Genomic DNA, 23,154 nt, shown 5'->3' with positions numbered 1-23,154 from the left:
TCCGGAGGTGCTGACGTCAGGACGTCAGGCGCAGGCTGTTGACGAAGAAGCGCTGGAAGACGAAGAAGAGCACCACGGTGGGCACCGACGCGACCAGCGCGCCGGCCAGCACGACGGGCGGGCCCACCGTGGAGTAGTTGCCGCTCAGGTCCGCCAGGGTGGCCATCACCGGCCGCACGTTGGGGCTGAGCGAGAGCGTGATGCCGAACAGCAGGTCGTTCCAGATCCAGGTGAACTGGAAGATGAACGCGGCCAGCAGGGCGTTCCTGGCCAGCGGCAGGTGGATGGAGAGGAACATCCGCAGCCAGTTGACGCCGTCGAGCTGGGCGGCCTCGGAGATCTCCCGCGGCACGGTCATCATGAAGTTGCGGTTGACGAAGAACGCGAAGGGCACGGTGAGCGCCACGTAGATCAGCACCATCCCGTACTGGGTGTCGTACAGGCCGGTGCGGGCGTACCCGGTGAACAGCGGGGACAGGAAGGTCTGCAACGGCAGCACGGTGCCGATGAAGATGGCCCAGAACCAGATCGCCGGGCGGCGGACCGGCATGACCGTGACCGCGAAGGAGGCCAGCGCCGCGATCACCACCGCGATCGCCGCGCCCACGACGGCGTACAGGAAGGTGTTCAGCAGGCCCCGCCCGACGTCGGCGCTGGAGAACGCGGCGCGGATGTTCCGGGTCAGGCCCCAGGAGCCGAACCACCACCGCGGCGAGCCGGTGTACTGCTTCGACGGGGTGAACGCGTTGACGACCACCAGCCAGGTCGGCAGCAGCCACAGCACCGAGACCAGGGCGACCAGCACATGGCGTACGGCCCGGCCGGTCATGCCACGCCTCCCCGCTGCGGCTGGACCTGCCGGCGCAGGTAGAGCCAGGACGCCGCGACGACCACCGCGGTCAGCACGACGGACACGGCCGCGCCGTAGCCGTACCGGTTGAGGGTGAAGGTCTGCCGGTACATCGTCAGGGCCAGCGTCTCGGACGCGGTGCCGGGGCCGCCCTGCGTCAGCAGCCACACGATGTCGAAGGTCTTGAGGCTGTTGACGATGGACATCCCCACCACGACCACGGTCATGGGCCGCAGTTGGGGCACGATCACCTTCAGGAACAGCTGCAGGCCCTGCGCGCCGTCGATCTTCGCGGCCTCGATGGTCTCGGTCGGGATGGTCTGCAACCCGATCAGGAACAGCAGCAGGGCGGCGCCGGTGGACTGCCAGGTCGTCGCCACGATCATCACGATCGTGTTCAGCGGCCAGTGCAGCAGCCAGTCGTGCTGCCAGCCGCCGAGCCCGATGGCGTGCAGCGTCTGGTTGACGGCGCCGTCGGACTTCAGCAGGTACGTCCACAGCAGGGCCGTCGCGGAGCCGGACAGGGCGTAGGGGATGACCACGGCGGTGCGGGCCACCACGCCCCAGCGCACCGAGTGGGTCAGCACCGCGAGCACCAGGCCGAGCAGCACCGGCAGGACCAGCGTGCCGACCACCCACATGACCGTGTTGAGCAGCGACCGGCCGAAGTCGGGGTCGGTGAGCAGCGCACGGTAGTTGGCCAGGCCCACGAAGTGGGCGGTGATGCCGTTGTCGTCGAACAGGCTGCGGTAGGAGGTGACCGCGAACGGCACCACCAGCAGCGCCGCGACGAGCGCCACGGCGGGCGCGAGGAACGCACCCACCCATGCGGCGCGCCGGACGCCGCCGTGCCGGGGCACGCGGGCCGGGTTCCCGGATCGGCGGGCCGTCGTGCGGGGGACCGTCTTGGCTCCAGAGGTCAGGACTTCCACGCCTTCCACTCCTTTTCGGCTCGGCGCTGCATGCTCGCCAGGGTCCGCGCGGCCCGGGCGGCCGTGGGGTCGATCATGAAGGCGCTGAGATCCTGCACGTTTCCCTCGATCAGCACCGGTGGGGACGCCTCCCAGTAGCGGATGGCCTGCGCCGGCCGCTGCGTACGGACCTGCGCGGCGACCTCGCGCACCGCCCCCACGTCCGGCACCACCGACGGGTCCGCGGAGGTGTCGCGCAGGAAACCGGTCCACGCCCGCTGCACGGCCGGGTCGAACCAGGTGCGGGCGGTGTCGAGGGCGCCCTGGCGCTTGTGGGCCTTGGCCGACACCGCCAGCACGCCGCTCTCCACCACCACCGAACTCGTCCCGCCGGGCGGCGGGGGCAGCAGGAACGCGCCGAGGTCCGCGTTCTTGATGCCGGCGGTGAGGAACGCGCCGGTGTTCCAGGTGCCGTGCAGGCACATCGCGGTGGTGCCCTGCGCGAAGCGTCCCGGCAGGTCGGAGACGGACGCGTCGGGCGAGGAGAACGCGCCGCGCCGGTACAGGTCGCTCCACACCCCCATCGCCTGGCGGCACTCGGCGTCGGTGTACGACCGCTTGCCGGCGGCGAGGTCGAGGTAGAACTGGTGGTCCAGCCCGTTGACGAGCTGCTGGAACCAGATCGACGACTCCCAACTGGTCGCGCCGCCCGACGAGATGGGGGTGATGTGCCGCGCGTGCGCGGTGTCCACCACGTGCAGGAACTCCTGCCAGGTGGTGGGCACCCCGACGCCGAGCCGGGCGAAGACCGGTTTGCTGTAGAAGACGGCGTAGTACGACTTGTACAGGGGCACGCCGTACTGCCGGCCGTCGGCGGTGAACGTCTCGCGCAGCGCCGGGTCGTCGCACCAGCCGCGGCTCTTCGCCTCGTCCCACGCGCCGGTGACGTCGGCGAGGATGCCGGCGCGGGCGACGTCCCGCAGCCGGTAGCCGTTCCACCACTTGACGAGGTCGGCGGTGGAGTCCGTCTGCGCGGACATCCGCACGATCTGCTGGTAGTTGCTGACGTTGGGCACGGCCTGCGGTGCCAGCCGGTAGCCGCCGAGCCGGCGCAACTCGGTTCCGGCGGCGTGGTATCCGGGCGTCCAGCTCGGGTTGTCGTTGAAGAGCGAGAGCGTGTCGGCCGGTGCGGGCTTGGTGAGTGTGCCGCGCTCACAGGCACTGAGCGCGAGGGCGGCGGCCCCGGCGAACGACGCGGCCAGCGCCGTGCGCCGGCTTACCGTCCGGGTCGTGTCGATCATCCCCATGGGACCCCCTCGTCACGGGTTCAGCGGCCTGCTAAGTTATCGGTAACGTACAGGTGTGCTCAGGGTTTGAGAAGACTTAACGTTGACGTTATCTCGATAAGGTTGGTGACATGGTCGACCGTCCACAGGCCACAGTGCAGGCGTCGCAGTACGACCCCCGGCCGCGCTACCCCGTGAGCGACGGCACCGTCATGGTGGGATGGGCCGACGCGGCGGACGCCCTGGGCACAACCGTCCGGCTGCTCGCGGTCGATGGGCCCGCGGCCGTCGAATGGGAGTCCGTCGCACGCGAGTTGACGGCGGCCCTCGCCGCCACCCGCCCCCGCGTCACCGTCGCGGACGTCCGCGACGCGGCGCGCGACTGGGCCGACATCCGCCGCCTCACCGAGTCCGAAACGCTGCGCGACGACCCGGACTTCGCGAGACTCGCAGGTGGCAGCCTGTCCGACCTGTTGGACCCGGGCGCGCTGGCGGCGCTGGCGTCGCCGGCGTCCGGGTCGGAGGACGGCGGGCCGGCTGGCGGCACGGGCGGCGGGAGCGGCGGCGCGCTCCGCGTCGTGGTCGGTCCCGGCGCCGCGTCGGCGCCCGGCGTGGACGCGGTGTGGTGGGCCGACGTCCCCAAGCGGTACGCCGAAGCGGCCGTCGGGCGCGGCGCCGGCCGCAACCTCGGCGCACCGGCCGGCCAACTCCCGAGCCTGCGGCGGCTGTTCTACATCGACTGGCCGCTCCAGGACCGGCACCGCGACGCGACGGCCGACCGGATCGACCGCTGGTTCGACGTTACCGATACCTCAACGCCGGCCTCGATCAGCGGGCACGCGCTGCGGGCCTCCTGCCGCCGTCTCGCCCGGCAGCCCTTCCGCACCCTGCCGACCTTCAACTCCACGCCGTGGGGCGGGCATTGGGGTCAGGAGGAGCTGGGCCACAACCGCGGCGCCGCCAACACCGCACTCGGCTACGAACTCATCGCGCCGGAGAGTGGTGTGCTGCTCGGCGACGACGGTTCCGGCACTGACTCCGGCACCGGCCCCGGCACCAGCTCCGGCCCCGGCACTGACTCCGGGACCAGCTCCGGCACCGGCCGCAGCGTGGAGGTGCCCTTCCAACTCGTCGTCGCCCTCGCCCCCGTGGACATGCTCGGCGCCGACGTGCACGAGACCTTCGGCACCTCCTTCCCCATCCGCTTCGACTACCTGGACACCGTCGGCGGCGGCAACCTCTCGGTGCACTGCCACCCGCGCGGCGACGAGATGCGGACCGTCTTCGGCTGGCCCTACACCCAGCACGAGAGCTACTACCTGATGCGGACCAGCGCGCACAGCAAGGTCTTCCTCGGGCTGCGCCAGGACGCCGACGTCGACGCCTTCCACGCCCGCGCGCACGCCGCCGACGCGCACGGCGAGGAGTTCGACATCGAGAGCTACGTCCAGACCTTCCCCGCCGAGGACGGCCAGCTCTACCTCGTGCCGGCCGGCACCCCGCACGGCAGCGGCGAGGGCAACGTCGTCCTCGAAGTCAGCGCCACGCCGTACCTGTACTCCCTGCGCTTCTACGACTGGCTGCGCAGGGACGCCGCCGACCGGCAGCGCGCCGTCCACGTCGAGCACGCCTTCCGCAACCTGGACCCGCGCCGTTCCGGCGAGGCCGTGCCCCGCGACCTGGTCCAGCGGCCCCGCACCCTGCACCGGGGCGACGGCTGGCGCGAGGAACTCCTCGGCGCGCTGCCCGACATGTTCTTCGAGGTGCGCCGGCTCGTGATCGACCCGGAAGGCACCGCGGAGCAGGACACCGCCGGGCGCTTCCACGTGCTGACCGTCGTCGACGGGCAGGGCGTGCTCGTGACGACCGCCGCGGGGGACCGGCACTTCGTACACTATGCGGAGACTCTCGCGGTTCCGGCCTCCGTCACCGCATACCGTGTGCAGAACCAGGGGCCGGACCTGGCTCGCCTGGTCAAGGCGCAGGTGGCATGAGTACCGAACCCGATCCCGTGACGTCCCTGACCATGCGGGACGTCGCCGAACGGCTCGGCGTCAGCACGATGACGGTCTCCCGCGCCCTGCGCGGGCAGCGCGGCATCGGCGAGGCCACCCGCCAGCGGGTGCTCGCCGAGGTGGCCGCGCTCGGCTACCGCCCGAACAAGCTCGCCAGGGGGCTGCGCTCCGGCGGCCCGAACGAGCTGATCGGCCTGGTGGTCACCAACCTCGCCAACCCCTTCTACTCCCAACTCGCCGTCGGCGTCGAGGAGGTGTGCGTCCGCTACGGGGCGCGCGTCATGCTCGGCAGCACCAGCGAGGACCCCGACGTCGAATGCGACGTCGTCACCGACCTGCTGGACCGCGGGGTGGACGGCCTGGTGGTCGTGCCCGCCAGCCACGACCACAGCCACCTCGGCGGCGAACGGCTCCGCGACACCCCCGTGGTGCTCGCGGCCAGCCCGCCGATGGACGTCGACGTGGACTGCGTGCTCGTCGACGACTTCGGCGGCACCCGCGCCGCGTGCCGCCGGCTGATCGAGCGCGGCCACCGGCGGATCGGCTTCCTCGGCCTGCCCCCCTCGCTGTGGACCGGCTCGGAGCGCTTCCGCGGCTACGCCCTGGCGCTGGAGGAGGCCGGCATCGCGGTGGACGAGCGCTACGTCAGCCGGCACCGCGGCGACAGCGCGCTCGCCCAGGAGGCGGCCCGCGCCATGCTCGCCCTGCCCGACCGGCCGACCGCGCTGCTCACGGCGAACAACCGGAACACCGTCGGCGCGCTGCTGGCCCTGCGCGACCGGCCCGCCGACCAGGAGCCGGTGGCCCTCGCCGGCTTCGACGACATCGAACTCGCCGACCTGCTGCACCTGCCGCTGACCGTGGTGTCCTACGACCCGGCCGAGGTCGGCAGGGCGGCCGCGACGCTGCTCTTCGAACGCCAGCGCAGCACCGTGCCCCTGCACCCGCGGCGGGTGACCATCTCGACCACGCTCATCGACCACCCGGTACCCCGGTAGGCCGCCGTGACCTCCACCCAGGCGCCCGGCGCCATACCCGTGCTCGAAGTCGGCGGATCGCACGTCACGGCCGCCGCCGTCGACCCCGACCGGGCCGGTGTCCTCGACGGCACCCGGCAGCGCCTGGCGCTGCGGCCCAACACCGGCGCGGAGGACTTCCTCGCCGCGCTCGCCGACGCGGCCAACCGCGTACTGGCCGCGCCCGCCCTGCGCGGCCGGACGGTCGGCGGCACGTGGGGTGTCGCCGTGCCCGGCCCGTTCGACTACGCCACCGGGACCGCCCGCTACCGGGACGTCGGGAAGTTCGCCGCCCTGGACGGCCTGCCCGTCGCGGACCGCCTCGCCCCACGGCTGGGGTGCGGGCCGGCGCGGCTGCGCTTCCTCAACGACGCCCACGCGTTCGGCCTCGGCGCGTGGCGCGGCACCGGCGGCCGGGGGCGGCGGCTGGTCGCCATCACCCTCGGCACCGGTGTCGGCTCGGCGTTCCTCGACCGCGGCACCCCGGTGGTGGCGGGGCCCAGCGTCCCGCCCGAAGGCCGCGCCGACCTGCTGGCCATCGGCGGCCGGCCGCTGGAGGACGCCGTCTCGACCCGGGCGCTCGCCGCCCGCTACACCGCGCTCACCGGCGCGCCGGTGGACGGCCTGCGCGGGCTGTCCGCCCGGGCCGCGGACGGCGAGGCGGTCGCCCAGGTCGTCATCGACGACGCCCTGCACGCCCTGGGCGGCGCCCTGGCACCCTGGCTGGCGGCCTTCGAGGCGGACACGCTGGTGGTCGGCGGCTCCGCCACCGCGGCGTGGGACCGGCTCGGACCGCCCTTCACCGCCGGCCTGACGGCCCGCCACCCCACCCTGGCCGCACTGCGGTTGGCGGTGCGCCGGGACGGGGAGGACCTGGCGCTGCTCGGCGCGGCGGAACACGCGGTGCGGGCGTGAGCGGGCAGGCGCGTCGGCGGGCCGGTCGGACGTGCGAGGGTGGCGGCATGTTGATCGCGATGGCGGGGCTGCCCGGTGCGGGGAAGAGCACGGTCGCGCGGGCGTTGGGACGGGAACTGGCCGCTCCGGTCGTGTCGGTCGACCCGATCGAAGCGGCGATGTGGCGTGCGGGGGTCTCCCGCGGCCAGCCCACCGGCCTGGCGGCGTACGTCGTGGCCGAAACCGTGGCCGGCGATGCGCTGGCCCTGGGCCAGACGGTGATCGTGGACGCGGTCAACGCGGTGGACGCGGCGCGGGGGCAGTGGCGGTCCCTGGCCGAGCGGCACGGCGTGCGGGCGGCGTTCATCGAGGTGGTCTGCTCGGACCGGGCGGTGCATCGCCGGCGCCTGGAAGCCCGATCCCGCGGGATCGAGGGTTTCGCCGAGCCGACATGGGAGGCGGTGGAGCGGCTGCGGGAGGAGTACGCCCCGTGGACCGACCACCGCTTGGTGCTGGACGCGATGACGGCCCTGCCGTCCAATCTCGCGACGGCCCTGGCGTTCCTGGCCGCGGCCACCTGATCCGCCGGCTACGGCGCCGCGCACCTGACGTACGGGGGCTGGTGGTCGGACTGGGGCAAGGAGCGCTTCCGGGGCGACGATCGGCGCGGTGAGCGTGACGTCGAGCGGCTGTAGGGCCGCCAGCCGACGGCGCGCGGCCGTCAGGATGGCGTCCACGGCGCTCTCGGGGACCTCGCCGACGAAGCAGATGTCCTGCATGGTGAGGTGCAGCCAGCGGTCGGGGACGAGGTCGAGTCCGTCCAACCGGGCGAGGACCGACCGGTATTCGGCGGCCAACCGCTTGACGTCGGCCATGCCGCTGAAGGTGGGGTGCGAGGTGTGGAAAACCCGGCCGTGGCGCCAACCGGGCCGTCACCAGCAGGGGTTGGTCAGTGCTCGGTGTCCGTGGTCATGGGGACGAATCCTGTCAGGCGCCTTCCGTGCCGGACGACAGCGCGAGTCTGCGCGGGGGCTGATCCAGACACCGGTCCGCCACGCTGTACTCCGACGGATTCAACCGGCTGTGCGATCAACTCACACGCGCCGCGGCTCGGTTCGCGACTCGTCACGAACCAGGCGGCCGGTGAAGCCGCGGTCGCACAACCGTCCGTAGGCAGCGTGGATTTCGGCCGGGACATGTTGGTCGATGATGAGTCCTCGCTCGGGGTAGATGATGATCCGCTGTGTAGCGCCGACCATCATGGCGACGACCAGGTCTTCGTCGCCGATGGCGGAGACGTAGTCGTCGTAGGTCATGGGCGCCGATGCGCAGACGGCGTCCACGGACGGCCAGAGCTTCCGCAGCGTCGCGTAGGCCCGTCGTTCCTCGTACGGCTTGCTGACCAGGAGGAGTGACGTCACCTCGACGCCGGTGGATTCCAGGAGCGCCCGGGATTTCGTGATGTTCTCCCCGGTGTTCCTCGCCTCCGACTCCAGCAGGACCGCTGACTCCGGTACGCCCAGTTCGAGTGCCCGCCTGCGGTAGTGCACAGCCTCGCCAAGTGGCATGCGAGCAGCGGACGTTGGACTGGTGGCTCCAGTCATCACCACGAGAGGTGCCATGCCGCGCGAGTAGAGATCCGCCGTGGTGTCCGCCACGGTGAGGTCGTGACTGCCCAGTGCGATGGCGACCGAGCACGGGCGCGGCGCATGGTGCATCCGCAGGTAGTCCCACAGCAGCAGGGCATCCGCGTGCGCGGTCGGCGAGAGGGTCACGCACGCTCCCCGTCCTGCGCCGAGTCCGGCACATCGAATTCGTACTCCCACGCGAACCGAGATGCGGCGTGGAGCCCGAGCGCGAACTCCACAACCGTGCCGTCGGCGGTGTAGGTAGTCCTGTGCAGTTCCACGACGGGCTCACTCGCGGGAAGTTTCAGCAGCTCTGCTTCCTCGGCCGTCGGCATGCGAGCGAAGAGTTGCTCCCGCATGTGGTCGATCTCGTACCCCGCGTCGTAGAGGACACGGAACCCACCGCCACGGCCGGCCGGCCCGGGACTGGGATCGACAATGCGCGTGCCCTCGACATGCTCGGGACGGTAATAGCTGGTCAGAGTGTGCGTCGGCTGGTGGCCCTCCTTGACGAGCCGGGCGCGGGCGTACACGTCCGCTCCGTCCGAGAGCCCCAGCGCGCTGGTGACCAGGTGGCTTCCCTTCACCAGGCCCACGGTCTGCGTTTGCTCGCCGCGGTTGTACGGACGGCCCGATGCGACTCGGTCGGCAATGAACGCAACCTCGTCCCCGTCCCGCCACTTCGCCTTGTCATATCGCGCGATGCCGAGCCGCTTGAGCGGTGTCCGGTGCCGCACCACCGTGCCATGGCCGCGCGACGACGTGACCAGTCCCTCCGCTTCCAGCGCCTTGTACGCCATGTGGACGGTGGACTTGGAGCCCTCACCTGCCTCCACCAGCGCGCGGATATGCGGCAACGGCTGGCCCGGTCCGTACTTGCCGTTCCGGATCTGCTCCGCGAGACGATCCGCGAGTTCCCGCCACTTCGACGCCATCGTGCCTCCTCTCAAAGGGTCCAGTGAAACACAGTCCCAGGACTGTTGACAGTCCTGGGACTGTAGCGCCATTCTCTTCTCAAGCGTTTGCAGTCCCAGGACTGATGACGGGCTCACGGAGGTCGCCCTCACCCCCGCCCACTCCACGCCCCCCGCGTCATTCCACCGCCCCCTGAACAACCCGGGGACGGTGCCGCCCTCCACAACACACCCCACGGACAAGGACCGAAACATCAGCCATTCCGTTGCCCGCCCGCCCACAAGAGGAGAGCACCCTGTGAAGACCATCGCCGAACAGCCCACCGCGCCCTGGGGCTCCCGCCGACTCGCGCCGTACCCCACCACCATCCGCCGCCCGCACTCCACGGTCGCTCTCGACCCCGCCACGCAACTCGGCGTGTTCCGCGACCGGACCGGCCAGGTCGTCGAGATGGGCGCGCACGGCACCAGCAAGGGCACCGAGACCTCGACAATCACGAACTCGGACTCGAAGAACGATCAGGGCCACGACCAGGACTCGCAGCAGGACTGACGACGTGACCGAGGACCGGCCGGTGTTGGTGGTCACCGAGGCGGACGACCTGACCGCCGACATGGTGATCACCGAACTCAATCGGCGGAACGTACCCGTGGTCAGGTTCAACCCCGCCGACATCGGCGCCGACCTGACGGTCTCGGCTCGGTTCAGCACCCGCCCGGCCGCCATGACCGGGCGGGTGCGCACCCCGTCGAGGAGCGCTGATCTGACCCGTGTCCGTGCGGTGTACTGGCGCCGCCCCCAGTGGCCCGCCTTCGCCCACCTGCAACCGGACGACGCCCGCTTCGCGGCCACCCAGGTCCGCTTCGGACTCGGCGGCATCCTCTACGCCATGGACCGCCCGCTGTGGGTGAACCACCCCCTTCAGGTCGCCGCCGCCGACTACAAGCCCGCCCAGCTCGCCCTCGCACAAAGCCTCGCACTATCCGTCCCGCCCACACTCATCACCAACGATCCGGACGAGGCACGCGAGTTCATCACCAGCACCCCAGGCGACGTGCTGTTCAAAACGCTGCGCTGGACCCCGTACACGCGGGACGGCGTACCGGTCACCGGTTGGGCCGAACCCGTGTCCGCCGGCGAGATCGACGAGAGCATTCGCGTCGCCCCGCACCTGTTCCAGGCCCGCGTGGACAAGATGGCCGACATCCGCGTCCTGGTCGTCGGCCGGCGGACCTTCGCCGTGCGGATCAACTCCACCCTCCTGGACTGGCGCAGGGACTACAGCGCCCTCACCTACACCGTCGAGCACATCCCCGACCGGGTGACCACAGCCCTGCACACCTATCTAGAAGTCCAGGGTCTGGTGTCGGGGAGCTTCGACCTCGCAGTGGACCGGGCGGGCAACTACTGGTGGCTGGAGCTGAACCCGAACGGCCAGTGGGGGTGGTTGGAGACAGAGACCGGCTTGCCGATGTCCGCGGCCTTCGCCGACCTGCTCACCGAAGCCCGAGGAGAACGCCGATGACCGACTCGACACGCCAACGCCGCCGCCTGGCCGAGCGGCTCGCGGCCGACGGGGTACTCGTATCACCCTTACTGCGGGCGGCCGTTGAGGCCGTACCGCGCGAACTGTTCCTCCACCCCGGCGTGTTCCTCGACGAAGGCCCCGTGTGGAGGCCCGTCACGGCCTCCGGTGCCGCCCCGGCCGCATGGCTGGAGTGCGCGTACCGCTACGACACCCTCACCACCCAACTCGACGGCCACCTCACCGCCGACCAGATCATCGAACCCGTGGCGGGGGTGCCCACCTCCTCCTCCACCGCCCCGGCCACCGTGATCCGCATGATGGAAAGCCTGGACCTGCAACCGGGCCACCGGGTACTGGAGATCGGCACCGGCACCGGCTATTCAGCCGCCCTGATGTGCCACTACCTCGGTGCGGGCAACGTCACCACCGTCGAAGTCGACCCGCGGGTAGCGCAGCGCGCGGACACCGCCCTGGAAACGCTCGGCTACTCCGCCTGGACCGTCACCGGCGACGGCCTCCTCGGCCACCCCCGCAACGCCCCCTACGACCGTGTGATCGCCACCTGCGCCGTCCGCCGCATCCCGCACACCTGGGTCCGCCAGACCAAGCCCGGCGGCACCATCCTCGCCACCATCGGTTCCTGGCCGTACGGAACCGGCCTGGCCAAGGTCACCGTCGATGACGACGGCAACGCCGAAGGCCGCATCATCGCCCGTTCCTCCTTCATGCAGGCCCGCGCCCAAACCGTGGTGCCGATCGCCGGCGACCTGTCCGCCCGGACGGCCTACGTCGACAGCGAGCGGAAGACGACGGTGCCGCCGACCCTGCTCGACGACTGGATGCCCGCGTATGTCGCCCAACTCGCCGCCCCCGGTGCCCAACTCGTCCGCGCTGCTCGCAGTGACGGGACCAAGCTGCTGTACCTCTTCGACCCGGAGCGCGAGTGCTTCGCCGAGTTCACCGCCGACGGCAACAACTGGACGGCCCGGCAGGGCGGCCCTTTGCCCCTCTGGGACACGATCGAACAGGCGCTCCTCGCCTGGCAGGCCGCAGGCCACCCCGAGATCGACTCGGTTCGGCTCCGCGTCACGCAGGCGGCGCACCGCTACTGGATCGACGGAGCCCCGGACCTGCGCTGGGAGCACCGCCTCGACTGAGACGAGAAGGGCCTTCACGGAGGCACTGCCCTCGTGCGTGAGTAGCCGTCGCATCATGGAGAAGCGGAATGGACGACGAACCGCTGACCGAGTGGGCGGAACGCCGTGACGCCAAGATCGGACGGCTCCGCGCGCTCCCGCTGCTCCCCGGCGACGGCCCACGAGCAGGGCACGTGAACCCCGAGGCCCCTCGCCTGATCCAGCGGTGGAACGGCCACGCCTGGGAGCCCCACGCCTTCGCGGCCAACCTCGCGGAAGCGAGGCGCATCCTTCATCCCGCGGCCCACGAAGCACCCGCCCAAGCCCCGGTGCCGACACCGAACCCCCTCCGCGCCGGCACCGGAAAGCACCGCAAGCCCCAGACGCCGGGGCCCAACGAGCGCTGACTCCCGCCCGCCGGAGCCGCGTGTCGAGCAGCGGTGGCGGAGGTCTTGTCCCAGGCGTGCCGGGGGAGCAGCGGGGTCGTGCCGAGCACGTCGTACAGCGTGGTGAAGGTGCTCGGCATCCCGCGACTGGTCCTGGCCCGGGGGCGGATCGTGGCCGTGGTGGGGGAGAACGGGGTGGGGAAGTCCGCCCGCCCGCCCGCGGCGCCCGGCCGACGCGGTCGAGGCGGGGATCGGCCTCGTGCCGGAGGACCGCAAGGTGCAGTCGCTGCTGCCGGCCCACTCGGTGTGGTGGAGCGCCAGGTTGACCACCCCGCGCCGGGTCGGCACCCGGGGCGTGCTGGGGCCCCGGGCGGACAAGGAGCACGGCCCACCGCGTCCAGCCCTGCTCGCTCGGGGGCTTTGGCTATGTGGGATAGCTATGTAGAATAGGGGTATGGAGGATCGCGAGGTGTTGCGGCTGCGCGCGCAGTTCAAGCAGCTTCAGCGGCGGTTGCGCCGCGAGGCGGGGCCGACGCATGGGGTGTCGAGGACGGCCCGGCAGGTGCTCGCGGCGGCTGAGCGGCTGGGGGGTGCGCAGCCGCGCGGGCTCGCGGAGGAGTTGCAGATGACCAGTTCGAACGTGGCGGCGGCGCTGCGCGAGTTGGAGGGCGCCGGGTTCGTGCGGCGCAGCCGGGACGAGGAGGACGCGCGGCGCGTGCTGGTGTCGGTCACCCCCGCCGGGAGCGCGGCCGTCGCGGACGCGCGCAGCCAGCGCGACACGTGGCTGGGGCGGGCGGTCGAGGCGCTGCTGGACCCGGAGGAGCAGCGCGTGCTGGTTGCCGCGGGCGAACTGCTGGAGCGGCTCGCCGAGTTCGAGTTGCCCGAAGGTGCGACGCCGGGCCGGGCGGCGGGCCCGACGTGACGGGCGCGACCGGCCCGCCGCCGGCCCAGCCCCAGCCCCAGCCCCCGTCGCCGGGACCCGAGCCGAGTGGCCCCCGTACAGCCGCCGCACGCGTCACCGGCGACGGGCCCGACCACGGCGACCACGGCGGCCTCGGCGGCCTCGGCGACGACGGCAAGGGCGCGGCGCGGGCACACCGGCTGCCGCGCGCCTTCAGCTCGCTGTCGATCCGCAACTACCGCCTCTACTTCTGGGGCTACGCGGTGTCGATCGCGGGCACCTGGATGCAGACGCTGGCGCTCGCGTTCCTGGTACTGCGGCTGACCGGCAGCGGCGCCGACCTCGGGATCGCCACCGCCGCCCGCTACCTGCCGCTGGCGCTGCTCGGTCCGTTCGGCGGCCTGATCGCCGACCGCTACGACCGGCGCCGCCTGCTGTACGTCACGCAGTCCGCGTCCGCCGCGGTCGCGCTGGCCTTCGCGCTCATGACGGCACTGGGCGCCGCGAGCTTCACCGGGGTCGTCGCGCTGTCGCTGGCGCTCGGCGTGCTCACCGTGGTCGACAACCCGGCCCGGCAGAGCCTGATCGGCGACCTGGTGCCGCGCGAGCGGCTCGCGAACGCGGTCACCCTCAACTCCGTGTCGGTCAACCTCGCCCGCGTGCTGGGCGCGGCGGCCGGCGGCGCCCTCGTCGCCGGGGTCGGCCTGACCACCTGCTTCGTGCTCAACGCCGCGTCGTTCGCGGGCGTGCTGGTCAGCCTCGTCCTCATGCGGCCCGCCGAGATGAACCCCGTCGACCGCCCGCCCCGCGAGAAGGGCCAGGTCAGGGCCGGCCTGCGCTACGCCTTCCGCACCCCGGCGCTGCTGCTGCCGCTGGTGATGATCACGGTCACCGGCGCGCTCGCCTACGAGTTCCCGGTCACGCTCCCGCTGGTGGCGCGCGGCGCCCTGCACGGCGGCGCGGGCACCTACGGCGCGATGGCAGCCGTCATGGGGGTGGGCGCGGTGATCGGCGGCCTCGTGACCGCCAGCCGCGGCAACCCCCGGCGCAGCAGCACCCTCGCGTTCGCCGCCGCCGGCTGGGGCGTCGCCATCACCGCGGCCGCGTTCGCCCCGACACTGCCCTGGGAACTGCTCGCGCTGCTCTTCGTCGGCTACGGCAGCATCAGCTTCAACTCGCTGTCCAAGACCGCGCTCCAGCTCGCCGCGGCACCCGCGATGCGCGGCCGCGTGATGGCGCTGTGGGCGCTGGCCTGGGGCGGCACCACCGTGATCGGCGGGCCGCTGGTCGGCTGGGTCGCCCAGGACTTCGGCAGCCGCTGGTCGCTCGTGATCGGCGGCGTGCCCACCATCGTGCTGGGCATCCTGATGCTCCCGGCGCTGCGCCGCATGGACCACTCGGCCGGGCAGGGGGCCTCCGCGTAACCGATGACGTCGGGACGGCGGTCACGCGGAGCGCGGGCGGTGACGCGGAAGTGCCGAGCGCGTGCGGTGACGCGGAAGTGCCGAGCGCGTGCGGTGACCCGGAAGCCCAAGCTCCCCGCGCGCGGTGACCCGGTGACCCCGCGCGCTCAGGCCGCCCCGCCCTCCGCCGCCAGCAACTCCCACAGCGCGTCGTACACCCCCGGCGCCGCCACGACGACGCCCGTGCCCGACAGGTCGGGTGGCAGCGGGAACGGCTCGGGCAGCAGGTTCCCGCGCCGCGCCCCCGCCTCCGTGGCGACCAGCCCGGCCGCGGCCACGTCCCAGGGCGCCAGGCTCTCGGTGTGCGCGTCGAGCATGCCCGTCGCGACCAGCGAGATGTCCAGCGCGGGCGAACCCGCGCGCCGCACGTCACGGCAGTTCAGCAGCAGCCGCCGCACCCGCTCCAGCACCGCGTCCAACTCCTCGCGCCGGTGCGGGAATCCCGTGCCCACAAGGGCGTCGCCCAGCACCGTCGTGTCCGCGACCGCCAGCCGCGACCCGTTGCAGCGCGCCCCGCCGCCCTTCACCGCGGTGAACGTCTGCCCCAGGAACGGCGCGTGCACCGCGCCCGCCCGCACCACACCGTCGACCGCGAAGGCCACCGACACCGAGACGTACGGGTAGTCGTGCGCGAAGTTCGCCGAGCCGTCCATCGGGTCCACCACCCACACCGGACCGTCGAACATGCCTTCCCGCCACCCGTCCCAGGTCTCCTCGCTGACCATCCGGTGTGCGGGGAAGCGCGCCGCGAGCACGTCCCTGATCAGCGCGTCCGCCCGCAAGTCCGCGTCGGTGACGACTCCGTGGCCGTCCTTCGGGCGTCCCCGCGCCGCCTGCGTCCCGCGCAGCCGCCGCAGCAGCCCGCCCGCCGCCCGCGCGGCCCGCTCGGCCACCACGGCGGCCGTCGCGTCGTCCGCCCCGGCCGCCGGGTCCGCGGAGCCTGCCGCGTCCGCCGATCCCGCTCCACCCGCGCTGCCCGCTCCACCCGTTCTGCCCGCGCTGCCCGTCCCGGCCATCCCGACCTTCCCCCTCGTCCCGTCCCGCCCGGCCGGCCCCGTGCGGAGCCGCGGACCGGACCGTGCCACCACGTCCTCATTGTCAACGACTCGACCGCATCGTGAGATGCCGCCTGCTGTGTATGCTGCGGGCGCGGCGGGCCCGGACGCGGGAAAGTACAACCGGGAGCCGTACGGCCCGCACCCGCGTACGAATCCGGCGGGGGTGGCCCGCGACCACCGCGTCCGGCTCCGCAGACACCCCGAGGGCGGACGCCGCCCGACCGGACACCGCAGAAGGAGCAACTACGTGGCGATCGACCGGGCCCGCGCCGGGCGCCTGGCTCCGCTGCCGTTCGCGACCGGCCGCCTCGACCTGCTGCCGTTGGAGCCCGGCCACGCCGGGGAGATGGCGGGGGTGCTCGCCGACCCCGCCCTGCACCACTACATCGGCGGCGAGCCGGCCACCCCCGAGGCGCTGCGGTCGCGATACGAGCGGCTGGCCGCGGGTTCGCCCGACCCCGCCGTGGACTGGCTGAACTGGGTGATCCGGCTGCGCGCGGACGGCTGCCTGGTGGGCACCGTCCAGGCGACGGTCGGCATCGAGGACGGCGGGCAGGTCGCCGAGATCGCGTGGGTGGTCGGCACGCCGTGGCAGGGCCGCGGCATCGCCACGGAGGCCGCGCGCGGGCTGGTGGACTGGCTCGCCGGGCAGCGCGTGCCGACCGTGATCGCCCACATCCACCCGGACCACGCCGCCTCGGCCGCCGTCGCCACCGCAGCCGGGCTCGCACCCACCCGCCAGTGGCACGACGGCGAGGTGCGCTGGCACGGGACGACGGCCGCCGACAGCTAGGACAGGCGTACGCCGGAGGACGCGCGTGCCGTGCAGGGCGCGCGCACCACCCGGCGTCGCTCCGGGGCGGGCGCCGCGCTCAGCGTGCGACGGCCAGCGCGAGCGAGGCGACGGCCAGCGCCAAGTAGGCGGCGGGGAAGGCGATGTTGGCGAAGACGCGGGTCTTGATGTGCACTGCCATCGCGCCGACGAAGTACAGCACGAGTCCGATCGCGGCGGCGATGCCGATGGGCAGCACGCCCAGCAGTCCGAGCAGCAGCCCGACCGCGCCGGCGCCCTTGAGCGTGCCGAGCGGGCGGGCCCAGGACGCGGGCACGCCCACCCGCGCGGAGTTGGCGAGGACGAAGTCCGCCTTCGCGAGGTCGGCGACGGCCATGCCGCCGTTGATCGCGATCGTGACGGCGGTGATGGTCGCGTAGGCGAGGTACACGTACGTCTCCTGTTCGGTGGGTCCGGTACGGGGGTCCCGTCCGGTGCGGCGATAGGGCGCGAGGCAGTGGGGTGCACGGCGGCGGACGGCCACCGGGCGCGACCGACCACACGGGCACGCGGGGGTCGCGGGGAGCGCCGTCGGCGGCGGGCTCCGCTCCTGCGCCGGAGCCCCGTCCACCCGCACGACCCACCCTGGTCGAACCCCCGGTTGCCGTCCAATACCTGCATCCATAACCTGGCGGAATGGATGTGGACACGCGGTTGCTGCGCTATTTCGCAGCCGTGGCGGCCGAGGGGACGCTGACCCGGGCCGCGGAGCGGCTGTACGTGTCGCAGCCGGCGCTGACGAAGCAGATCAAGCAGTTGGAGAACCAGCTCGGGATGCGGCTGTTCACCCGCTCCCGGTCCGGTATGGCGCTGACCGAGGCGGGCCGCGCGCTCGCCGAGCGGGTGCCCGCGCTGCTGGCCGACTGGGACCGCGTGCTGCGCCAGACGCAGGCCGCGGAGGGACGTGCGGCGCGCGTGCTGCGGGTCGGCTTCCTGGCCAGCGCGGCCAACGAGGCGACGCCGTCCATCGTCGCGGAGTTCGCCCGCCGCCGGCCCGGCTGGCGCGCCGACCTGCGGCAGGCGTCCTGGTCGAACCCGACCGCCGGGCTGGCCGCGGGCGAGGTGGACGTCGGGCTGCTGCGGATGCCCTTCCCGGACCAGGACTCCTACCGGTGGGAGGTGCTGTTCACCGAACCGCGGTGTGTCGCGCTGCCGTCCGCCCACCCGCTGGCCTCGCGCGCCTCCATCGCCTTCCGCGAGTTGTGGGACGAGCCGTACGTGGCGGCGAAGGCCGAGACCGGCCAGTGGCAGGAGTACTGGACGGCGGCCGGTGAACGCGACGGCCGCCCGGTCCGGATCGGCGCCGTCACCGACCAGCCCGACGAGTGGCTCAGCGCGATCGCCAACGGCGACGGCATCGCGCTCGCCCCCGAGTCCGCGGCCCGCTTCTACGCCCGGCCCGGCGTCACCTACCGCCCGGTCACCGGCGTGAGTCCCAGCCGGGTCTGCGTGGCCTGGGCGCCCGCCGACGACGGCGATCCCGTCATCCAGGACTTCGTCCGCTGCTGCCTCGACGCGATACCCGACGCCCCCGAAGAGCCGGACCCCGGTCCCTCCCCGGACCCCGGTCCCGACCGTCACTGAACGCCGGAACGCCGGAATGCCGGAACCCCGCACGCCGTCCCCGTACCGGCCGCCCCGCTCCCCGATCCCCGGCGAGCCTTCCTGGTGATCCGCCCCACCAGGGCGCACCCTGGAAAAAGGGCGCGCGTGTGCCCGGCCCGGCGCGCGCCAGGCTCCGCAGCACCGGGAGGACCGCGACATGACCCCCACCGAGCAGCCGAGAGCCGCGGACACCCTGGTCGTGTTCGGCATCACCGGCGACCTCGCCCGCAAGATGACGCTGCGCGCCCTGTACCGGCTCGAAATGCGCGGCCTGCTCAGCTGCCGCGTCATCGGCGTGGCCAGCAGCGAGATGACCACGGCCGACTTCGTCGCGCAGGCCCGGGACCGTATCGCCGCCACCGGGCAGCAGATCGACGACGGCGTCTTCCGGCGGTTCGCCGAGCGCGTCACCTACCTGCACGGCGACGTCACCGACGCCGCGCTCTATACCCGGCTCGGCGCGGAGATCGGCACCGGCCACTCCACGCTGTACTACCTCGAAATGCCGCCCCAGCTCTTCGGCCCCATCGTCGAACAGCTCAGCGTCGCCGACCTGTTGTCCGACGCACGGGTCGCCGTCGAGAAGCCGTTCGGCCACGACCTCGCCTCCGCGCGCGCCCTCAACACCCGCCTGCGCGCCGTCCTGCGCGAGGACCAGCTCCTGCGCGTGGACCACTTCCTCGGCAAGGAACCGGTCATCGAGCTGGAGTACCTGCGCTTCGCCAACCCCGCGCTGGCCGGCCTGTGGGACCGCGACAGCGTCTGCGCCGTGCAGATCACCATGGCCGAGGACTTCGGCATCGAGGACCGCGGCGCGTTCTACGACCCCATCGGAGCGCTGCGCGACGTGGTCCAGAACCACCTGCTCCAGGTGCTCGCCGCCGTCGCCATGGACCCGCCCGCCGACGCGGGCGCCGACAGCCTCAGGGACCGCAAGGCCGAGGTGCTCAAGGCCGTACGCGCCGCCGACCCCCGCCACAGCGTCCGCGGCCAGTACGCCGGTTACCGCGACACTCCCGGCGTGGCCGCCGACTCCGACACCGAGACGTACATCGCGCTGCGGCTGGAGGTCGACAACTGGAAGTGGATCGACGTCCCGTTCTTCCTGCGTGCCGGGAAGAACCTGCCGGTGCGCAACACCGAGGTGCGGCTCGTCCTGCGCCGCGCCCCGCGGCTGGCGTTCCTGCCCACCCCCCACCAGGCCGAGCAGAACCAGATCGTGCTGCGGATCGACCCGGACCCGGGCGTGCGCCTGCAACTCGTCGCCCAGGGCGAGCAGACCTGGCGCCCGCTGACCTTGGACGCGTCCTTCATGCGCGAACTCGGCGAGCCCTTCGAACCCTACGAGCGCCTGCTGCACGGCGCCCTCATCGGCGACCACAGCCTGTTCACCCGGGAGGACGGCGTCGAGGAGGCGTGGCGGATCGTCCAGCCCCTCCTCGACGACCCCGCCCCGCTGCACCCCTACGAACCCGGCACCTGGGGACCCACCGAGGCCGACGCGCTCGTCCACGGCCGCCCGCCGTGGCACGAGCCCTGGACCGCCGGCTTCGACTCCTGACCCCACCCCGCGGGCCCCCACGGTCGCCGGCGACGCGGTCTACTTCGGCGCCGACGACCAGCGCCTGTACGCGCTCGACGCGAGGACGGGCGCCAAGCGCTGGGCCTTCCGCACCGGCGACCTCGTCGACTCCCAACCGGCCGTGGCGGACGGTGTGGTGTACACCGGCAGCGCCGACAGCCACCTCTACGCGGTGGACGCCGCGACGGGCAAGCAGCGCTGGGCCTTCCCCACGAACGGCCCCGCCTGGTCCCCGACCGTGGCGGACGGCGTCGTCTACGTCGGCAGCAAGAGCGGTCTCCTCTACGCCGTGCAGACCTGAGCGCGGCCCCTGCGGGGTCGTTCCCCCCGCCCGCCGCCTGCCGCCTGCCGCCTGCCGCCTGCCGCCTGCCGCCTGCCGCCCGCCGCCCGCCACCCGGGGTCAGCGGGCGGCTGCCACGGCCAGGAGGAACCAGCCCGTGTGCGGAATCCACTGCTCGGCCCACCGCCACGACTCCTCCTCCGGGGCGTTCGCGGGGAGGAAGGCGATGTCGTCCTCGTCGCTCCAGCCGGAGGTGATGCCGTTGACGATGCCGCCGGGCAGGTTGGGGAAGTCCGAGGCGTAGTCCACGTTGCCGCGGCCACGGCCCTGAAGCATGCACGCCTGGAAGGGATTTCGGCCGGTGATCCACGCCAACTGGTCGTCGGCGAAGTCCAGCAGCCGCTCCCGGTCGGCCGCGGACACGCCCTCGGCGCCGGCGCAGAAGGACGCCGCCGCGGCGAGCGAGGCGATGGTGGCGTTCTCGCCCTGCCACCAGTAGCCGGTCTCGTTGGCGTGCGGGAAGAAGAACGCGTCACGGTCGGTGCCGCCCGCCGGGCGCACCCGCTGCCGCGGATAGCCGAACGGGTTCGGCACCGCGGAGGTCCGGGCGAGCGTGTCGAGCATTGCCCGCACCGCCAGCGAACGGGCCTCGCCGGCCTCGGGGGAGTCGGGGAGGACGGCCGCGAAACGGAGCAGGGCGAGGACGGGCAGGCCGGCCTCCACCGCGTGGAAGAAGGGCCGCCCCTCCGCGTCGGCGGTGAACCAGCCGGGCCCGCCGCCGTCCGGCCGTACGTACCGGCGCACCAGCAGCCGCGCCCGGCGCCGGGCCGCCGCGACCACCGGGGCGCCGGCCGCGACCAGTTCGCAGGCCGCCAGCAGCGCCGCGTAGTCGTCGACCACCGTCTCGGTGCCGTCGTCGAGGTACTCCAGGTTGTGCGCTTCGAGGTGCGCGAAGCCGCCCAGCGCCGCGTCCAGGTACTGCGCGCCGGTGAAGTCGCCGTGGTCGTCGAGGGTGGAGGCGCGGGCCAGCGCGGCGATCGCGAGGCCGCCGCCCTGCCGGTACGCGGCCTGGTAGCCGTCGGTACGGACGCACTCCGCCAGCGGCGCCGTCACGAACCGCTCGTCCAGCCGCTTGGTGAGCGCGTCGAAGACGCCGGTGTAGAAGTAGCCCTCGGGGGCGCGGAAGCGGACCAGGAAGTCGGCGCCCCACAGGGCCTCGTCGCGCAGCCGGGCGCCGAGCGAGCGGACCAGCTCGGGATGCCGCTCGGCGAGCACGTCCCCGGCCGCCGCCAACGCCCAGGCGCACAGCGGGATCTGCTGCGGGCTCATGGTGCGGGTGTAGGTGAGGTGGCTGAGGAACTTGCTCGGGTCGCCGCTCGCGTCCAGCCAGCCGCCGCTCGCGTCCACCTCGCGCCCGCTGTCGTCGGCCCACAGCCGCGCGTGCCGGTCCTTGCGGTCGATCTCGCCGCTGGAGCGCATCGCCCGGAAGTACGCGAGCACGTCGGACATCGTCTGCCGCTGGAGCCGGTCCGGGGCGATCTCGAACGGCTCCGAGACCGTCTCGCGCCCGCCGCCGTCCACGATCCGCACGATGTACGTGCCGACTGGCAGGTCCCGGGGGAGCGGGACGCGGGCGAAGGGCCCCGCCCGCCAGCCCGGGACGGCACCGACCGGGCCCGCGGTGAGCGGGCGGGGGCCGCCGGGGCCCAGGAGTTCGGCCACGCGCGGCGCGCGGCCGTCGGGCAGCACGGCGACCACGGCCTTGGCGGCGGCAAGGCCGTGGCCCAGGTGCGCGGTCAGGATCGTCGCGGAGTCATCGGTCGAACGCACCCTCGGGTACCGCCCCTTCCCTCGTGCCGCCCGGACGTTCCGGGCGGCGGTGGTTGTCACTCGTACGCAGTTGCGCCGTCAGGCGACCATCGCCGCCATCGCGACGATCATCGCGGCGCTGCCCGCCTCGTGCAGCAGCGCCGCGACCGGCCCGCGCCCGGCCCGCCCGGGATCGGCTGGCCTACGCGCGGGGGCCGGGCCCGCGCCGGAGCCCGCCAGCGCGGCGACGTGGACTCCCGTCCGCGCCACCAGCCAGCAGGCGACGACGAACACGAAGAACCGCACGTCGTACGCCCCCTCGCCGCCGGGCATCCGCATTCCGGGGCGGTGGCCCGCCGCCCCGTTGAGCCCGGTCAGCCCGGCGTGCCCGGCGGACCCGGGCCGGGCGACCGCCGCGGTCAGCAGCGCCATCGTGGCCAGGTCCACGACGGCCGCGGTCCGGCCGCGGCACGGGCCGGCCAGCGCCGTCCACACCCCGGCCCCCGCGACGGCGCAGGCCCCCGCCACCAGCGGCGTGCCGCACACCCCGCAGGCCATCAGCGCCATCACCACCGCGACGACCGCGGCCGGCCCCCAGGCCCGGGCCCGGGCGGCGAGCCGCTCGGCCAGGCACATCCCGGCTCCCACGAGCCCGACGGCCATCGCCACTTCACTCATCGTGCCTTCCGCTGGGTGGGAGGGACCGGCGACGCGGACGGCGGACCGCCCGCGCACGCGGAACGTCGGAACCGTCGACGTCGTGACTGTTGACGTCGCGGCGGACCGGAACTCACCGGTGCCCGACCGACGGCGGGCCCACGCCTGACCTACGGCGGGCCTCCGGGTGCGCCCGTGCCCGTGGTGGTGCGAAGGGCCGGGCCCGGACGACGCGTCGGCCGGGCCCGGCACTAGGCCGTGGTGTGGAAAGCCCTCCCCCCTGCCTGCGGCGGGTGAGGTGCCCCCATCCCGTGCTGCCTGGCACGCACGCTCGCTTCGTGGTCGGGCTGGTCCGAGGAGGCCCATTACGAGGACGGCCCTCCGCCGTGCGATCCGGGGGCA

General features: G+C 73.3%; 22 protein-coding genes and 1 pseudogene. 14 read left to right on the top strand and 9 right to left on the bottom strand.

From position 1 onward, the window contains the following. Positions 1 to 16: 16 nt before the first annotated feature. Genes OG896_RS00805 through OG896_RS00795 form a run of 3 tightly spaced genes read right to left on the bottom strand, consistent with a single transcriptional unit; the run spans position 17 to position 3,062 of the window. The gene (locus tag OG896_RS00805) at positions 17 to 829 is read right to left on the bottom strand and encodes a carbohydrate ABC transporter permease (RefSeq protein WP_328473405.1); all 813 of its coding nucleotides are present in this window, start codon (positions 827 to 829) and stop codon (positions 17 to 19) included. Next, complete coding sequence (locus OG896_RS00800; protein WP_329361377.1) at positions 826 to 1,782, bottom strand: carbohydrate ABC transporter permease; 957 nt, start codon at positions 1,780 to 1,782, stop codon at positions 826 to 828. The genes OG896_RS00805 and OG896_RS00800 overlap by 4 nt, the downstream gene beginning before the upstream one ends. Then, the gene (locus tag OG896_RS00795; protein ID WP_329361376.1) at positions 1,770 to 3,062 is read right to left on the bottom strand and encodes an ABC transporter substrate-binding protein; all 1,293 of its coding nucleotides are present in this window, start codon (positions 3,060 to 3,062) and stop codon (positions 1,770 to 1,772) included. Before OG896_RS00795 ends, OG896_RS00800 begins: the two co-directional genes overlap by 13 nt. 116 nt (positions 3,063 to 3,178) lie before the next feature. Between OG896_RS00795 and OG896_RS00790 the strand changes: the two genes are divergently transcribed. From OG896_RS00790 to OG896_RS00775, 4 genes are read left to right on the top strand one after another with little or no spacing between them, the layout of a single operon-like run. Then, positions 3,179 to 5,041 carry a class I mannose-6-phosphate isomerase gene (locus OG896_RS00790; protein WP_329361374.1) on the top strand — a complete coding sequence of 621 codons (1,863 nt, stop codon included), beginning with the start codon at positions 3,179 to 3,181 and terminating at the stop codon, positions 5,039 to 5,041. Further along, positions 5,038 to 6,060 (top strand): LacI family DNA-binding transcriptional regulator, encoded by a 1,023-nt coding sequence (locus OG896_RS00785; protein ID WP_329361372.1) that lies wholly within the window; start codon positions 5,038 to 5,040, stop codon positions 6,058 to 6,060. Before OG896_RS00790 ends, OG896_RS00785 begins: the two co-directional genes overlap by 4 nt. A 6-nt stretch (positions 6,061 to 6,066) precedes the next feature. Then, positions 6,067 to 6,993, top strand: a complete 927-nt coding sequence (locus OG896_RS00780; protein ID WP_329361370.1) for an ROK family protein — start codon at positions 6,067 to 6,069, stop codon at positions 6,991 to 6,993. 47 nt (positions 6,994 to 7,040) lie between these two features. Next, the gene (locus tag OG896_RS00775; RefSeq protein ID WP_329361369.1) at positions 7,041 to 7,553 is read left to right on the top strand and encodes an AAA family ATPase; all 513 of its coding nucleotides are present in this window, start codon (positions 7,041 to 7,043) and stop codon (positions 7,551 to 7,553) included. Between the two features lie 513 nt (positions 7,554 to 8,066). Here OG896_RS00775 and OG896_RS00770 read toward each other — a convergent pair. Both OG896_RS00770 and OG896_RS00765 read right to left on the bottom strand, forming a co-directional pair. Further along, positions 8,067 to 8,690: a YdcF family protein gene (locus OG896_RS00770; protein ID WP_329373597.1), complete on the bottom strand. Its 624-nt coding sequence runs from the start codon at positions 8,688 to 8,690 to the stop codon at positions 8,067 to 8,069. Positions 8,691 to 8,743: 53 nt separating this feature from the next. Then, positions 8,744 to 9,535 (bottom strand): GntR family transcriptional regulator, encoded by a 792-nt coding sequence (locus OG896_RS00765; RefSeq protein ID WP_329361367.1) that lies wholly within the window; start codon positions 9,533 to 9,535, stop codon positions 8,744 to 8,746. A 277-nt stretch (positions 9,536 to 9,812) separates the two neighbouring features. Here OG896_RS00765 and tgmA point away from each other — a divergent pair, with 277 nt between their 5' ends. From tgmA to OG896_RS00735, 6 genes are all read left to right on the top strand, one after another. After that, positions 9,813 to 10,067 carry a putative ATP-grasp-modified RiPP gene (gene tgmA, locus OG896_RS00760; RefSeq protein WP_328473419.1) on the top strand — a complete coding sequence of 85 codons (255 nt, stop codon included), beginning with the start codon at positions 9,813 to 9,815 and terminating at the stop codon, positions 10,065 to 10,067. 4 nt (positions 10,068 to 10,071) lie between these two features. Next, on the top strand, positions 10,072 to 11,040 hold the full coding sequence (gene tgmB, locus OG896_RS00755; protein ID WP_329361364.1) for an ATP-grasp ribosomal peptide maturase: 969 nt from the start codon (positions 10,072 to 10,074) through the stop codon (positions 11,038 to 11,040). Then, entirely contained in the window at positions 11,037 to 12,200 is a 1,164-nt protein-coding gene (gene tgmC, locus OG896_RS00750; protein ID WP_329361363.1) for an ATP-grasp peptide maturase system methyltransferase, read from the top strand. Before tgmB ends, tgmC begins: the two co-directional genes overlap by 4 nt. Before the next feature lie 68 nt (positions 12,201 to 12,268). Next, on the top strand, positions 12,269 to 12,586 hold the full coding sequence (locus tag OG896_RS00745) for a DUF6087 family protein (protein ID WP_329361361.1): 318 nt from the start codon (positions 12,269 to 12,271) through the stop codon (positions 12,584 to 12,586). A gap of 433 nt (positions 12,587 to 13,019) precedes the next feature. Beyond that, a complete protein-coding gene (locus OG896_RS00740; RefSeq protein WP_329361359.1) occupies positions 13,020 to 13,487 on the top strand; it encodes a MarR family winged helix-turn-helix transcriptional regulator in 468 nt (155 codons plus the stop codon). Beyond that, entirely contained in the window at positions 13,484 to 14,890 is a 1,407-nt protein-coding gene (locus tag OG896_RS00735) for an MFS transporter (protein WP_329361357.1), read from the top strand. The genes OG896_RS00740 and OG896_RS00735 overlap by 4 nt, the downstream gene beginning before the upstream one ends. Before the next feature lie 146 nt (positions 14,891 to 15,036). On the opposite strand, the gene OG896_RS00730 is transcribed toward OG896_RS00735, so the two are convergent. Then, positions 15,037 to 15,945, bottom strand: a complete 909-nt coding sequence (locus OG896_RS00730) for an inositol monophosphatase family protein (protein WP_329361356.1) — start codon at positions 15,943 to 15,945, stop codon at positions 15,037 to 15,039. A 289-nt stretch (positions 15,946 to 16,234) separates the two neighbouring features. Between OG896_RS00730 and OG896_RS00725 the strand changes: the two genes are divergently transcribed. Next, positions 16,235 to 16,780: a GNAT family N-acetyltransferase gene (locus OG896_RS00725; protein ID WP_329361355.1), complete on the top strand. Its 546-nt coding sequence runs from the start codon at positions 16,235 to 16,237 to the stop codon at positions 16,778 to 16,780. Positions 16,781 to 16,859: 79 nt separating this feature from the next. On the opposite strand, the gene OG896_RS00720 is transcribed toward OG896_RS00725, so the two are convergent. Next, a complete protein-coding gene (locus tag OG896_RS00720; RefSeq protein WP_328473434.1) occupies positions 16,860 to 17,210 on the bottom strand; it encodes a DoxX family protein in 351 nt (116 codons plus the stop codon). Between the two features lie 245 nt (positions 17,211 to 17,455). On the opposite strand from OG896_RS00720, the gene OG896_RS00715 reads away from it, so the two are divergent. The 3 genes and pseudogenes from OG896_RS00715 to OG896_RS00705 form a co-directional block, all read left to right on the top strand. Then, positions 17,456 to 18,403 carry a LysR family transcriptional regulator gene (locus OG896_RS00715; protein ID WP_329361352.1) on the top strand — a complete coding sequence of 316 codons (948 nt, stop codon included), beginning with the start codon at positions 17,456 to 17,458 and terminating at the stop codon, positions 18,401 to 18,403. A gap of 178 nt (positions 18,404 to 18,581) precedes the next feature. Then, a complete protein-coding gene (locus tag OG896_RS00710) occupies positions 18,582 to 19,985 on the top strand; it encodes a glucose-6-phosphate dehydrogenase (protein WP_329361351.1) in 1,404 nt (467 codons plus the stop codon). A 28-nt stretch (positions 19,986 to 20,013) separates the two neighbouring features. After that, positions 20,014 to 20,307 (top strand): annotated as a pseudogene (locus tag OG896_RS00705) (outer membrane protein assembly factor BamB family protein); the annotation flags it as partial. A 99-nt stretch (positions 20,308 to 20,406) separates the two neighbouring features. Here the strand turns inward: OG896_RS00705 and OG896_RS00700 are convergent. Both OG896_RS00700 and OG896_RS00695 read right to left on the bottom strand, forming a co-directional pair. After that, positions 20,407 to 22,116, bottom strand: a complete 1,710-nt coding sequence (locus OG896_RS00700) for a glycoside hydrolase family 9 protein (RefSeq protein ID WP_329361350.1) — start codon at positions 22,114 to 22,116, stop codon at positions 20,407 to 20,409. 78 nt (positions 22,117 to 22,194) lie between these two features. Further along, complete coding sequence (locus tag OG896_RS00695; RefSeq protein ID WP_329361349.1) at positions 22,195 to 22,773, bottom strand: hypothetical protein; 579 nt, start codon at positions 22,771 to 22,773, stop codon at positions 22,195 to 22,197. Positions 22,774 to 23,154 lie beyond the last annotated feature (381 nt).

This window comes from Streptomyces sp. NBC_00669, from assembly GCF_036226785.1.
GTDB lineage: Bacteria > Actinomycetota > Actinomycetes > Streptomycetales > Streptomycetaceae > Actinacidiphila.
This window is presented reverse-complemented; position numbering and strand designations above follow the sequence as displayed.

Coding starts and splice junctions, on each gene's coding strand:
- OG896_RS00740 (WP_329361359.1), top strand. CDS start 13,020: ATGGAGGATCGCGAGGTGTTGCGGCTGCGCGCGCAGTTCAAGCAGCTT.
- OG896_RS00770 (WP_329373597.1), bottom strand. CDS start 8,690: ATGCACCATGCGCCGCGCCCGTGCTCGGTCGCCATCGCACTGGGCAGT.
- OG896_RS00795 (WP_329361376.1), bottom strand. CDS start 3,062: ATGATCGACACGACCCGGACGGTAAGCCGGCGCACGGCGCTGGCCGCG.
- OG896_RS00790 (WP_329361374.1), top strand. CDS start 3,179: ATGGTCGACCGTCCACAGGCCACAGTGCAGGCGTCGCAGTACGACCCC.
- OG896_RS00805 (WP_328473405.1), bottom strand. CDS start 829: ATGACCGGCCGGGCCGTACGCCATGTGCTGGTCGCCCTGGTCTCGGTG.
- OG896_RS00695 (WP_329361349.1), bottom strand. CDS start 22,773: ATGAGTGAAGTGGCGATGGCCGTCGGGCTCGTGGGAGCCGGGATGTGC.
- OG896_RS00730 (WP_329361356.1), bottom strand. CDS start 15,945: ATGGCCGGGACGGGCAGCGCGGGCAGAACGGGTGGAGCGGGCAGCGCG.
- OG896_RS00775 (WP_329361369.1), top strand. CDS start 7,041: ATGTTGATCGCGATGGCGGGGCTGCCCGGTGCGGGGAAGAGCACGGTC.
- OG896_RS00745 (WP_329361361.1), top strand. CDS start 12,269: ATGGACGACGAACCGCTGACCGAGTGGGCGGAACGCCGTGACGCCAAG.
- tgmC (WP_329361363.1), top strand. CDS start 11,037: ATGACCGACTCGACACGCCAACGCCGCCGCCTGGCCGAGCGGCTCGCG.
- OG896_RS00785 (WP_329361372.1), top strand. CDS start 5,038: ATGAGTACCGAACCCGATCCCGTGACGTCCCTGACCATGCGGGACGTC.
- OG896_RS00765 (WP_329361367.1), bottom strand. CDS start 9,535: ATGGCGTCGAAGTGGCGGGAACTCGCGGATCGTCTCGCGGAGCAGATC.
- OG896_RS00710 (WP_329361351.1), top strand. CDS start 18,582: ATGACCCCCACCGAGCAGCCGAGAGCCGCGGACACCCTGGTCGTGTTC.
- OG896_RS00715 (WP_329361352.1), top strand. CDS start 17,456: ATGGATGTGGACACGCGGTTGCTGCGCTATTTCGCAGCCGTGGCGGCC.